The sequence below is a fragment of the Vibrio sp. D420a genome, from assembly GCF_030248625.1.
Classification (GTDB): Bacteria; Pseudomonadota; Gammaproteobacteria; order Enterobacterales; family Vibrionaceae; genus Vibrio; species Vibrio fortis_A.
Window position 1 is genome coordinate 224,206 of record NZ_JAHGAN010000003.1, and the last position, 13,282, is coordinate 237,487.

Consider the following 13,282-nt stretch of genomic DNA (forward strand, 5'->3'; position numbering starts at 1 on the left):
AGTGTACCGACAAGCGAAGCGAACGCTAGCCATTTTCGGAAGTGAATATGCATTAAATTGAATTTTTTAATTTGCTTTTCACATAGTTCAGCTACCCTTAAAAAGAAAGAAAGGTTTCTCTCGCAACGTCACAGCTGTCACTTGGCGCTTAAGATGCCGAGGCTGGCTGAATAAAAAGGAATAATTGGCTATGGATCTGCACACCTGTCGCATTGTTCTCAAGAACAAGCAAGTTCTCACCTGTCAGTCTGTCGAACAGTCTCTTGGCTTTCTCGAAGATACTTCCCAGAGCGGCATCTCAATGATTGAGATCGACGCCACTGACGGTCATCAAATCCACTCTTACATGTCTCACTCGTTAGAAGAGTCCATTGAGAACTTAATGAATTTATGACATCTCACATGTGTCACTCGCCTTCGCTGGCTTAAAACTATAATGGCTCCCAATCGGGAGCCATTATTTCTTCATATGTAGCGTGGTGTTCGCTTTCACCAATCAACAATTGTTATTAACAACGATGATTACTCAGATGCTGTGTCTGCTGCTTGCTGCAATGTGTAAGCTGTCGATGGATCAATCTCTTTCACCAGCTCTTCCACCTGCATGATTGCATCCACAGAGGTGCTTGATTTGCGGTAGCTAAGGTAAATAGGACGATACCAGTCTTCTACACCTTTCACCTTATGTAGCTGCCCTGATTCAATGAACGGCTCAACCAAAGATACTGGTAGGTAAGCACTACCACCTTTTTCGAGAATAAAGTCCAAAGCAATACGTGCTGTTGACGTGCGCAAGTAAGGAGCGGGAACTTTTGGATGACGCTCAGCATGCTCTGAACCAAAGCGAGTGCCCCAATCAACATATACATATTTATTTTGGAATACGCTCTCAAGATCATCGGGCTCGGTCGACACCAAGACTAGAACTAAATCCGCGACCTTTTTGCAGTTCAGCTCCTCAGCTTTAATCTGATCAAACGCGAAAGCCATATCCAACGTGCGCTCTAGCAGACTGCGGTTAAGTTGCTCACGACCCATTACTTCAGCCATAAAGCCGTAACCACCGAAAGAGTCTGTTACAACACTCAAACAGTTCTGTAAGTATGCATCCCAGATATTTGGTGTGCCGCCCATAGTTAATTGCAGCGCCTTACCACTTTCCAACGAGAGCTCAAACTTAGCCTGTTGAAGGGTTGAAACCATCACTTCTGCATAACCAATTAAACGCTCGCCAGAGGAAGTCAGCTTAATATTGTTGCGATCGCGTATAAAAAGCTGAGTATCAAAATAGCCTTCAAGCTGCTTGATACGGGCACTCACGGCCGCTTGAGTTAAATACAAGTTTTCAGCGGCACGACCAAAATGACGTACCCTTGCAACCTCTAGAAAGGTTCTAAATACTTTCACATCCATCAAATACATCTCTGTAATAAATCTGCTAACTAGCAGATCTAGGATTGTTTATCGTAAGGGCAAAAACGTTTTGTTTTCCATTTTTGCCTTTTAACAATATTTTCGCGTGAGCAACAAAAACACTAATTTCAATCCAACCACATTACTGAGGCTGTTATGTCTGAGACCGAATTCCGACACGGAAAAAAACGTTTTTATGACACCAATAAATTCCCAAGAGGGTTTGCTAAGTCAGGTGATTTTACTCTTGTCGAAGAAGAAATCCTAACCTTGTTTGGTGATACCATGCTAGCACTTGAATCCGGTGAACTTGCACCGATCAACGCTGAAGAAAAACACTTTGTGAAAGTGTTATCGCACCCTCACAAGGCGAAGTCTAAGTTAGAGCGTGTTTGGTTGAAATACATCCAGCTTGCTCGCGGGCGTCGTCGCTTCCACACTCTTAATGGCTGCAAACGTGGCGAAGTGCCAAGAGAAGAGTACGACAGCGAGTTAGTGTTGGAAGATTAATCTTCTGAGCTCAAGGTGTTTTTGCGCCTTGAGCTTACTTCCTAACACACCTTCTACAAGTGTAGCGAATAAGGCTACCTTTACAATATTTTTATAAATTTCATAATGATAGCGTTATTACGCTCGCTGTCAGGCTTTTGCACATCGACGCTTCCCCTTCAAGATCCACTACTCATTAACGCCATCTTCAATCCAAAAAAAATTTACCGTTTTCATATCTCCAGATTCACACTAATTCACAGCTCACAACCCCATCAAAAATTCCTTTTTTGACAAGCAGATGAAGCTTGTTTAACGAAGATAAATATCCCTGTACATATTGTGCAATTTTGAGACTTACTGTCACAGATATCATTAAAAAACTAAAAATTTGACCTAAAACAATGGCAGAAACAGATCACTTATTTTATAATGCGAATTAATGTTTCAGCACACTATAAATTATTTATCTTAGGGGCTACAAAAATGAGACTTATTCCTTTAAACAACGCGGCACAAGTAGGTAAATGGGCAGCTCGTCACATCGTTGACGCAATCAAAGCATTCAACCCAACAGCTGATCGTCCATTCGTTCTTGGTCTACCTACTGGTGGCACACCACTAACGACTTACAAAGAGCTAATCGCGCTATACAACGCGGGTGAAGTTAGCTTTAAAAACGTTGTTACTTTCAACATGGATGAGTACGTAGGTATCGATCCTAACCACCCTGAGTCTTACCGTACTTTCATGTACACAAACTTCTTCAACCACGTTGATATTCAAGAAGAGAACATCAACCTACTAGACGGCCAAGCAGAAGACATCGACGCTCACTGTGCAGCTTACGAAGAAAAAATCCGTTCTTACGGTAAAATCAACCTGTTCATGGGCGGCATCGGCATCGACGGTCACATCGCATTCAACGAACCAGGTTCTTCTCTAGCTTCTCGTACTCGTATCAAAACGCTAACTGAAGAGACTCGTATCGCGAACTCTCGCTTCTTCGACAACGACATCAACCAAGTGCCAAAATACGCACTAACTATCGGTGTTGCGACTCTACTAGACGCTGAAGAAGTAATGATCCTGACTATGGGTCACAACAAAGCACAAGCTCTACAAGTTGCTATCGAAGGTTCTGTAAACCACATGTGGACTGTTACAGCGCTACAAATGCACCGTAAAGCTATCATCGTTGCTGATGAGCCAGCTCAACAAGAGCTAAAAGTTAAGACTCTACGCTACTTCCAAGAGCTAGAAGCTGAGAACATCCAAGACCTATAATCTGAGGCCTTGTTGAGATAAAAAGCCACTTCGGTGGCTTTTTTTGTGTCTGCTATTTCACTAAGTAACGCCTATCGATAACTCACATACTGGCCTTCATGACAATAGCGGGGAACAAATTTGCGAACGTCGAATACGTTAGTCAAAAGGGAAAGAAGTTCTAAAACAGAGAGATAATGAAGGAAGCGAGCTTTCCCTAACTCAAGTTAGCAACCCATAGGGGAAGGTTGATCTAAGCCGAGCTGACTACACTCAAAGGCTAATACTCAAAGAAAGGGAAAGCAGTGCAATTAGATAGTTGAAACTAAGAAGATAGTTAGTTAAAACACAGAAAATAGACAGCTGAAATGCAGAATGTGACTAAACAATCAATGCGTTATCGCGGCACAGAGTGTTGATGAGATCCGTAATCGCCAAAACGATAGTCGACTGAACTTTTTGATTATGACGCCCCATGAACATATCGAGCATTGGACCCGACATCGACTCAACCATTTCAGCATCATATTCAATCGGCATGATCTTTTGAATGGCGTGGGTTTTATTCAACTCAAACAGAACATTAGGGTCAGTGAATGAAACCTCATCACCTTGAATTTTCGCCCACTCTTTCAAAGTGACAAAAATCTCCAGATCATCATAGACTTCTTTACTGATCACGCCCAAACCGAGCAGCAGTTTCGCGCGAACCATGATTTCGCCTAGCGGGCCTCCGCTATTAAGAAGAGGCTCGACAACAAACTTCACTGCTGTGTCATCTTTCTGGAAAATGCCTTTTAGAACCGCATCAACCGTATCATCCAGAGCATCGTAAGCCGCCATAAAACAAGCATTGGCAGTAGTCGCCTCTGCAAGTGCTTCTAGGAGTTCTGTTTCATGGCTAGGATGTATCGGCATAACGGCTCTGTAATAAGAAAGTGCCACAGGAGTGGCACTTTGATGATTTATCATTTCAATGCTTGGTAAGCTTGTTCCGCTAGTTTAACAACTTCTGAGTCGATATTCAGCTCAGAATAATGTGCTAATGTCTCAGCAAAACCTTTTTCTGCGAACATTGCTTGAAGTTCAACCGCTTGAGGGTCATCTTCGTTCTTGTAATGGAATGCCGCAGCAATCGCTTTAATCAAATTCTCATTTGGTAAGCCGTATTCTAGCGTACCGTTCAGTGGTTTGACTAGACGATCTTGTGGGCTCAGTTTACGGATTGGTTGACGGCCAACACGGTCTACTTCATCACGAAGGTATGGGTTTGCAAAACGACCTAGAATCTTCTGGATGTAAGCTGCGTGAGCTTCTGGGTCAAAGCCGTAGCGTTTGATTAGAACCGCACCACTCTCTTCCATCGTTGCGGTTACTTGCGCACGGATTTCATCGTTCTCGATAGAGTCTTTGATTGTCTCAAGACCAGCCAATACACCAAGGTAAGCCGTAACGAGGTGACCCGTGTTTAGCGTAAATAGCTTACGTTCAACAAACGCCATTAGGTTATCTGTGCATTCCATACCTGGGATGTTTGGAATCTCACCTTTGAATTGAGTCTCGTCTACAATCCACTCGCTGAACGTTTCAACAGTTACCGCTAGAGGATCTGTTTCACCCGCTTCTGCTGGCGGAACGATACGGTCTACCGCTGAATCAACGAAACCGATGTTCTCTTCAGTGAACGCCTTCATCTCATCAGATAGGTGCTCCAGCACAGCCGCTTTAAGCTGGCTAGTACCACGAACCATGTTCTCAGCCGCGATGATGTTCATTGGTGCAGTGTTACCTGCAGCTGCACGCTTCTCAATACCCTGTGCGATCGACTTAGAGATGATCTTTAATACAGTAGGGCCAACAGCCGTTGTGATTAGGTCTGATTCAGCGATGCAGTCAATCACAGCGTCTGTCGCCGAGTTTACTGCTGTAACGTTCTTAACAACTTCAACAACGCACTCTTCGCCAACAATCTTAACTGGGTACTCTTGACGCTCGATTAGCGCATTAACCACAGTCTCATTAACGTCTGCAAACGTGACTTCAAGACCTGCGTCAGCAAGCAATTTACCAATGAAACCACGACCAATATTACCAGCACCGAAATGTAACGCTTTCATAATTTTTAGACCTTTTAACTATGTAATCTGTATAGATGACGGTTCAACAACATACTTCTAAACCGTGAGCTATCTAGACTGGGAAAATGAGGCCAGGGGGGACTGGCCTCGGTTCACTCAGGAGCTTGACTTAAAGCTTCTTATTGTCCGTTTAGAATCTTCAGAACATCCTCTGGGTTGGTGGTGTTCTGTAAGCGTTCCACTGCTTCTTCGTCATCAAGTGAATTCGTGATAGCCATCAGTACCATGTTGTGCTCATCACCTTGAGCCGCGATACCGATTACCATCTTCGCGATATCGTCTTCGTCTTCACCCCACTGAATACCTTCAGGGTACTGACAGAATACGATGCCGGTCTTTTGTACGTGCTGTTTAGCTTCTATCGTGCCGTGTGGTACTGCGATAGACTCACCTAGGTAAGTTGAAACCAGTTCCTCACGAGCGAACATGCCATCGACATATTCAGGTGCTACGTTGCCAAGTTTTACTAGTTGCTCACCGGCAAACTTGATTGCTTGGTTTTTGTCTGTCGCTTTAAGACCAAGGAATACTGCATCGCTAGTTAGTGCTAGACCCTCTTCTTTTGACTCTTCTTGTGCTGGCGCTGCCGCAGGTGCTGCTTTTGCGTCACCGCTTTGTGCCTCAACAAGCTCTGCTACCAAGTTGTCGTAAACCGCACCGTCTAGGAAGTTACTTAGAGACATGTGCATTGCACCTGGAATTGTTTTACGTGCACGGTCCGTTAGATCTTTGTGCGTAATTACAATTTGTGAATCCGCTGGCAGGTTGTTAATCGCATAGTTGGTTACTGTGATATCTAGGCCCGCTGCATCTACTTTCTTACGAAGTAGACCTGCACCCATTGCACTTGAACCCATACCCGCATCACATGCTACGTATACTGCTTTCACGTCTGCTAGGTTGATGTCTGCACCTGTTGTTGCACCTTTAGAAGACGCTTTCATGTCTTTCATTTGTGCTGATGCTTTCTCTAGTGAATCTTCGTCGTCATCTTGTGCTGATGTTTTTAGAAGAATTGACGCAACTAGGAACGATACTGCTGTTGCTGCGATAACCGATAGAATCACACCGATGTAAGAACCTTTTGGTGTCATCAGTAGGATTGCAAAGATAGAACCCGGAGACGCTGGAGAGATTAGGCCCGAGCTGAACATTACGTTAGTGAACACACCAGCCATACCACCTGCAATTACCGCTAGGATTAGACGTGGGTTCATTAGAACGTATGGGAAGTAAATTTCGTGGATACCACCTAGGAAGTGGATGATAGATGCACCCGCAGCAGACTGCTTCGCGCTACCTTTACCAAACACCATGTAAGCTAGTAGTAGACCTAGACCTGGACCAGGGTTCGCTTCGATTAGGAAGAAGATTGAACGACCAAGCTCTTCAGACTGCTGAATACCTAGAGGAGAGAAGATACCGTGGTTGATTGCGTTGTTTAGGAATAGGATTTTCGCAGGCTCAACGAAGATAGATGCTAGAGGAAGTGCACCAGCTTCAACCATTGCGTTAACACCAGCAGCTAGACCGCCAGAAAGAACTTTTACTGCAGGACCAATTGCTAGGAAAGCGATAATCGCACAGATCATACCGATGATACCGGCAGAGAAGTTGTTCACTAGCATTTCGAAGCCGCTTTTCACTTTACCGTGAACAGCTTCATCGAATTTCTTAATTGCGATACCACCTAGAGGGCCAACAATCATCGCACCCATGAACATTGGAATGTCCGTACCTACGATAACACCCATAGTTGTGATAGCACCGACAACCGCACCACGGTCGCCGCCAACCATTTTACCACCGGTATAACCGATAAGCAGCGGAAGCAAGTAAGTGATCATCGGGCCAACCATAGACGCTAACGTTTCGTTAGGAAGCCAACCAGTTGGAATGAATAGTGCAGTAATGAAACCCCACGCAATGAATGCGCCGATGTTTGGCATTACCATATTGGATAAAAATCGACCAAAGTTTTGAACCTTGATCTTAGCTTCTGGTGATAACATAGGTAGAACCCCGTTGTGTATTGGTTGGTCAAATGACCGAAAGTGTGTGCTCAAAAGTTGAGTAAAATCTAACACAAGATTTTTAAAACGCACGCCGACGCCAATTTCGTGACTCAGGTCACACGCAAAATACAACAACGAGTTAACGATGACGACCTTGATCACAAAAACAAGCTGAATCTAAATTACACCACCAAATTAATGAGAATAAATATCAATTACACAAGACATAGATCACACTTTACCCTCGGACAACAAAAAATAAATAGTGATAGAGATCACACTTCAATTAATAGGGTTCAATTAAGCATAGATCAGAGATTAAAAACACAGCATACCAAGTTCATTTTATATGCATCAAAGTGAGTTAAACTGCCGTTTGTGTAATTTAATTACACAATTGACGTATGGGTAGCTTTGAACGCTAATTGAAATTTAGTGCCACAGTTCACCAGAACTCCTACTCTCCTTCTTTACAATTAATGATATAAAGAAGATTGCTAAACACTTCAGATACCGACGGTTCACAAGAGTGCCCTTTATGACATCAGATAAGCTATCAACATCAGCGCTTGCCAAGCTGAAAGACTTAGAACCTAAAATTCTTTTTAGCCAATTAAAGAGTGCTGGTTATATTGTGCGTGGTAGAGATAAATGGGTATTAACCGAACGTGGTGAAGCGTTTGGAGGCGAATATGTCGATCACACAAAGTTTGGGCAATTTATCGTTTGGCCAGAAAACCTATTGATCGATACCGCTTCTACAGCAGGCATCACCCTAACAGCGACGCAACTGGGCCAGTCCCTCCAGTTAAGTGCCAAAAAGATTAATCTACTCCTCAATGAGTTGGGCTGGATTCGCCGTGAAGACGATGGATGGCACATTACCAATACCGGACTAAAGGTTGGCGGAGAACAGAGAGAGGACAAGGCCACCAATAACGCCTTTGTGGTTTGGCACGATACTGTGGCGAAGAACAAACGCTTGAAACAGTCTGTGGTTGAGTTTCTCGGTAAAGATGCTGAAAGCCATTCAACCGATGTCTCTTTCTCTAGCTTTAGACAAAAATTTGAAGCCAAGCATCGCACCTTGGATGGGCACTATGTTCGTTCAAAGGGTGAGCTTATCATCGATAACTGGCTTTATATGGCGGGTGTCGTCCATGCTTATGAGCGTCCGCTTCCTATCGCAACCGAAATCGTCAGTGATTTCTATTTACCCTCGGGCAAGGTCTATATCCAGTTTTGGGGAAGCGACAAAGGCGCCATAGACAACAAGCAAAAAGAAACGACACAGAAAGTCTATAAAGAGCACGGCTTCGATCTAATAGAAATCTACCCAGAAGATATTCCTAACCTCGACAGTGTGCTTCCTCCTCTTTTACGACAATTCGGCATTAAGGCGTACTAAGTCGCTTTCAGCCCTCTGTAGCACGCATAATACAACATACCTCACATGATTATGGACACTATAGTCCATAGTCATTTGAGATCTTCGCTATTTTTCTCCCTCGAGAGTTCCTTTATCTTACACCCATCGATTTGAGCTACCGCAGATTCTCGATCATTGGGGCATGTTCGATGACCAGTTAGGTTGTCCGTTTATTGTTGACGTTACTGAACATTAAACCCTAAAACATTTATTCATATAGATACTAGGAGCCAACATGACTCATCCAATCATCAAAGATTTGAACACTCGCTACACTGCTAAAAAATACGATGCTGACAAACGCATCTCTGCGGAAGATATGGAAATCATCAAAGAAGCGCTGCGTCTATCTGCGTCTTCTATTAACTCTCAGCCTTGGAAATTCATCATCATTGAGAGTGACGAAGCAAAACAACGCTTCCACGATACATTCGAGAACATGCACCAGTTTAACCAACCGCATGCTAAAGAAGCGTCTCACACAATTCTTTTTGCTCACGATCCTAAATTCACAAAAGAGAAGTTTGCTAAGCGCGTAGACGCTGAAGTAAGTTCTGGTCACCTTCCAGCAGACATGTACGACATGTTCATGGGTGCTTACGCATTCGCAGACATGAATACTGACGAAGAAGGCTTCAACGGTAACTGGACTAAAGCTCAGGTTTACATCGCTCTAGGTAACATCCTACACACGCTAGCGCGTCTAGGTATTGCATCGACTCCAATGGAAGGTGTGGATTCAGCACTTATCGGTGAGAAATTCGCTGAAGAGCTAGAAGGTCACGTTGTAGATGTTGCACTGGCTATCGGTTACCACAAAGATGGCGAAGACTACAACCACGGCCTACCAAAGGCACGTCTAGCACTAGAACAGGTTGTAGAGACTCTATAATCCGTCTTTAAGACACGATTATCGTTCACATAATCGCACCGCTTTATTTGGCCAGACACACGTCTGGCCTTTTTTGTATTTGGAAGAAAGGAAACAGAGAATGAGGTAAAAGACATTAACGCTATTTGAAGAACAAACCGCATTTTTAAAACCAAGTCCAAAAGACACATAGCATTTAATTAGACACAAAAACAACGCGTGTCATTTGGACTCAATAACAGACAGAAATAACAATTTAATCCATACTTATCAGAAACTTAAAAAGTTGGCACAAGCGATGCAATACAGACCTTAGAAACATTCATATAAGGTAGTATCGTTATGACAATTCACGTTAAATCAAATGTCCACTGGGTTGGTATTCACGACTGGGAAACAGAGCATTTCCACGGCAAAGAGTACCACATGAATAAAGGGACAAGTTACAACTCGTACTTGATTCGTGAAGAGAAGACCGTGCTGGTTGATACCGTAGACCACAGATTTACAGATCAATTCCTCGCAAACCTAGAGATGGAGATCGACCTTAATGAGATCGACTACATCATCTGTCAACACGCCGAAGAAGATCACTCTGGGGCACTCGCAGCGCTGTTAGCTAAAATTCCTAACACACCTGTTTATTGTACTGAAGCGGGCGTTAACTCGATCGTAGGCCATCATCACCAGCCTGACTGGAACTTCCACACTGTGAAAACGGGCGATACCCTAGACATTGGTAACGGTAAACAGCTTATCTTCGTTGAAATGAAAATGCTGCACTGGCCTGACTCTATGGCAACCTACCTCACGGGTGATGAAGTGCTATTCAGTAATGACGCTTTTGGACAGCACTACTGCGACGAGCGCCTATTCAACGACCAGTTAGACCAAGTAGAACTGCACGAACAGTGTTTACGCTACTTCTCGAACATCCTGACGCCGTTCGCTCCACTGGTAAAAGCTAAAATTGAGGAAGTATTGAGCTTAGGTGTGCCGATCGATGTGATCGCCACTTCACACGGCTGTATTTGGCGTGATAACGCGACTCAGATCGTCGAGCAATATTATGAATGGTCGAAAGCGTACAAGGAAGATCGCATCACGATCGTCTACGACACCATGTCCAACAACACTCGAATGATGGCCGATGCGATCGCCAAGGGTATTCGTCAAGGTAGCCCTGACACTGCGATTAAAGTGTTCAATATTTCGAAGCATGATAAGAACGATATTCTCGCCAATATTTTCCGCTCTAAGGGCGTGCTCGTTGGTTCTTCGACCATGAATAACGTGATGATGCCGCAGATCGCCGCCTTGCTAGAGGAGATGCACGGCCTGCGCTTTGCAGATAAAAAAGCCGCCGCCTTTGGCTCATCAGGCTGGACTGGCGGTGCGGTTAAGCGCATTGACCATCGCTTGCGGGAGGCAAACTTTGAGGTAAGCTCACCACAACACATCCATTGGAAGCCAGATACCGATGCTCTGCGTCAGTGTATTGATTACGGTGCAACTCTGGCCGAAGTCTGGAACCAAGATGAATCGTACAACCAGCCTAAAGTAGCCGAGCAGCAAGTAACCCGATTAGAAGCATCAGACACGCAAACTGAAGCTCCTACATCTGAGCAAGTTGACACTCCTATGTCTGAGCAAACTGAACAAGGTGAGCAAACAGAGCAGCACCTTCCCCATGCCGACGACTGTACTTGCTGGCGCTGCACGGTTTGTGAGTGGGTTTACGATCCTAAACAGGGCGAGCCCAACCAAGATGTCGCTCCTGGCACACCTTGGGAGCAAGTACCCGATAGCTTCCTGTGTCCAGAGTGCCACTTGGGCAAAGAAGTGTTTGTGGAGGTATAACATGGCCCCCATCATTATTATCGGTAGCGGCTTCGCTGCCCTACAAACCATTAAAATGATACGAAATAGTGATACCGAGCTGCCAATCACGGTCATTGCTGCAGACCAAGGTGTCGAGTACAACAAGCCTAGCCTGTCGCACGTGTTCAGTGAAAAGCAGTGTCCAAGTGATTTGGTCACACATACCGCAGAGCAGCTTGAGCAAAAATATTTCGTATCCATGATCACCAATACGCGAGTTGCCTCATTGGATACTGACGAGCACACGCTGATCACTGAGCGTGGCGAGCGCTACAGCTATTCTAAGTTAGTGCTGGCAACCGGAGCTAATACCTTTGTGCCACCAGCAATAGCAGATCATAAAGCCTCGCTGTTAACCATGAACAGTTTGCAAGAGTTCTCGCAAGGCCACGAGAGGCTTCAAACAGCCAATAGCGTTGCGGTGATCGGTGGTGGACTGATCGGAGTCGAGCTCGCACTCGATCTGCAGTCATCAGGGAAACAGGTCACTATTGTGGAGCCTGCTCCATCACTACTGGCAAGTTTGCTGCCTAGGTTCATTGCTAGAGAATTGGAAAACGCTCTAAACGATGCAGGGGTGCGAACTAAAACAAGCTCGCAGGTAACACAGATAGTAGAGAACAACGCCAATAAAACACTGTGGTTAGAATCTCCATCATTGGCCACCAACGAACAGAAACAATCTTTGGAGGTTGATGAGGTGATCGTCGCTGCTGGGCTCAAGCCGAACATTGCATTGGCTCAGCAAGCGGGTATCGAGACTCAACGGGGTATTCTGGTTGATGAACAGATGCAGACCAGCGCAGCAGATGTCTATGCGATTGGTGATTGTGCTGAGATTGGTGGGCAAATACGCGCTTACTTACAGCCAGCGATACTCTCGGCCAATGTGCTTGCTAAGCAACTGCTCGGTCAATCGAGCAAACTCTCGCTGCCGCACATGATGACCAAGGTAAAAACACCTAAATACCCGGTCCTATTCTCTGGAAAGTTCGCAACAGACGCGCGTTGGGAGGCCAGCATAAAACCAACTGGCATCATTGCACGAGCGTTTGATGAAAGCGATAAAATGGTGGGATTTGTCGTCACTGGTGAGGATTCATCTTCTTCCTTTAACCTGTTTCGCGAACTACAAACCGCCTAGCTCTAGCTAGCAACACAAGCAATAAGAAGATAAAAAAATGGGCTGTTCAAACCCAAGCCGAACAGCCCAACAACCAACTCAAGAAAAGCGATTCCGAGTTACGATTTTATCTGTAAAGACTAAAACAATTCTTCCCCTTCAAATTCGAACTCTAAATCGTCGAACCGGAAGGCGTTTGAGACTTCTTTACTATCAGTGCTCTCAAGTTGTCGTATGTCCAGTTAAATACGAAAGCGTAAATAGTAATGAAGATGGTTATACCAACATCCATAACAAAAGCTTCCCACACCCCAATATTTAAGATGAGCGAGATAACCGGAATCGTTAAAACGAGTAGACCTAATTCAAACAAAGTAACGTGGTAGACTCTGAACAACACTGTCCGTTCTGTCTTATCCCCGATGTAAAACTGGTCAAATATCCAATTGAAAGCAAAATTCCAACCCATTGCTATCGAGGCAACGATAAGCATTGTCCCTGATAGTGAAGTAATCTCATGGTCGGTGAACACCGCTAGCCCTCCGATTGATAGGGCTAGCGCCAAAGCCTCGAAGACAATAGCCTGCGCGATTCTTTCCATAGTTTTCATTACATTTTTACCTTTTGGTTAATAGGTGCGGCAACATGCCGCACCTT

The 13,282-nt window shown here is 44.7% G+C and carries 12 protein-coding genes; 7 read left to right on the top strand and 5 right to left on the bottom strand.

The genetic code is table 11. The annotated features are described in order from the left end of the window. Positions 1 to 190 precede the first annotated feature (190 nt). A complete protein-coding gene (locus KI743_RS04775; protein ID WP_032553612.1) occupies positions 191 to 394 on the top strand; it encodes a hypothetical protein in 204 nt (67 codons plus the stop codon). A 128-nt stretch (positions 395 to 522) separates the two neighbouring features. Here KI743_RS04775 and KI743_RS04780 read toward each other — a convergent pair whose 3' ends face one another. Next, positions 523 to 1,413 carry a LysR family transcriptional regulator gene (locus tag KI743_RS04780; protein ID WP_285465381.1) on the bottom strand — a complete coding sequence of 297 codons (891 nt, stop codon included), beginning with the start codon at positions 1,411 to 1,413 and terminating at the stop codon, positions 523 to 525. A 156-nt stretch (positions 1,414 to 1,569) separates the two neighbouring features. On the opposite strand from KI743_RS04780, the gene KI743_RS04785 reads away from it, so the two are divergent. Together KI743_RS04785 and nagB are read left to right on the top strand one after the other, a co-directional pair. After that, complete coding sequence (locus KI743_RS04785) at positions 1,570 to 1,923, top strand: DUF413 domain-containing protein (RefSeq protein ID WP_032553614.1); 354 nt, start codon at positions 1,570 to 1,572, stop codon at positions 1,921 to 1,923. 465 nt (positions 1,924 to 2,388) lie between these two features. Next, entirely contained in the window at positions 2,389 to 3,189 is an 801-nt protein-coding gene (nagB, locus tag KI743_RS04790; RefSeq protein ID WP_032553615.1) for a glucosamine-6-phosphate deaminase, read from the top strand. Between the two features lie 360 nt (positions 3,190 to 3,549). Here nagB and KI743_RS04795 read toward each other — a convergent pair whose 3' ends face one another. The 3 genes from KI743_RS04795 to KI743_RS04805 all read right to left on the bottom strand — a co-directional run bounded on the left by KI743_RS04795 (position 3,550) and on the right by KI743_RS04805 (position 7,318). Then, positions 3,550 to 4,086: an MltR family transcriptional regulator gene (locus tag KI743_RS04795; RefSeq protein ID WP_191907534.1), complete on the bottom strand. Its 537-nt coding sequence runs from the start codon at positions 4,084 to 4,086 to the stop codon at positions 3,550 to 3,552. A 50-nt stretch (positions 4,087 to 4,136) separates the two neighbouring features. Then, a complete protein-coding gene (locus KI743_RS04800; protein ID WP_285465382.1) occupies positions 4,137 to 5,285 on the bottom strand; it encodes a mannitol-1-phosphate 5-dehydrogenase in 1,149 nt (382 codons plus the stop codon). Positions 5,286 to 5,425: 140 nt separating this feature from the next. Next, a complete protein-coding gene (locus tag KI743_RS04805) occupies positions 5,426 to 7,318 on the bottom strand; it encodes a PTS mannitol transporter subunit IICBA (RefSeq protein ID WP_285465383.1) in 1,893 nt (630 codons plus the stop codon). A 541-nt stretch (positions 7,319 to 7,859) separates the two neighbouring features. Between KI743_RS04805 and KI743_RS04810 the strand changes: the two genes are divergently transcribed. The 4 genes from KI743_RS04810 (at position 7,860) to norW (ending at position 12,646) form a co-directional block, all read left to right on the top strand. After that, positions 7,860 to 8,729: a glycerol kinase gene (locus tag KI743_RS04810; RefSeq protein WP_285465384.1), complete on the top strand. Its 870-nt coding sequence runs from the start codon at positions 7,860 to 7,862 to the stop codon at positions 8,727 to 8,729. Between the two features lie 256 nt (positions 8,730 to 8,985). Further along, positions 8,986 to 9,642: an NAD(P)H-dependent oxidoreductase gene (locus KI743_RS04815; RefSeq protein WP_150868330.1), complete on the top strand. Its 657-nt coding sequence runs from the start codon at positions 8,986 to 8,988 to the stop codon at positions 9,640 to 9,642. Between the two features lie 321 nt (positions 9,643 to 9,963). Next, positions 9,964 to 11,481 (top strand): anaerobic nitric oxide reductase flavorubredoxin, encoded by a 1,518-nt coding sequence (gene norV, locus KI743_RS04820; protein ID WP_285465385.1) that lies wholly within the window; start codon positions 9,964 to 9,966, stop codon positions 11,479 to 11,481. A 1-nt stretch (position 11,482) separates the two neighbouring features. Next, a complete protein-coding gene (gene norW, locus KI743_RS04825; protein ID WP_285465386.1) occupies positions 11,483 to 12,646 on the top strand; it encodes an NADH:flavorubredoxin reductase NorW in 1,164 nt (387 codons plus the stop codon). A gap of 151 nt (positions 12,647 to 12,797) precedes the next feature. Here the strand turns inward: norW and KI743_RS04830 are convergent, their stop codons facing one another. Then, entirely contained in the window at positions 12,798 to 13,235 is a 438-nt protein-coding gene (locus KI743_RS04830; protein ID WP_285465387.1) for a PACE efflux transporter, read from the bottom strand. Positions 13,236 to 13,282: the final 47 nt, after the last annotated feature.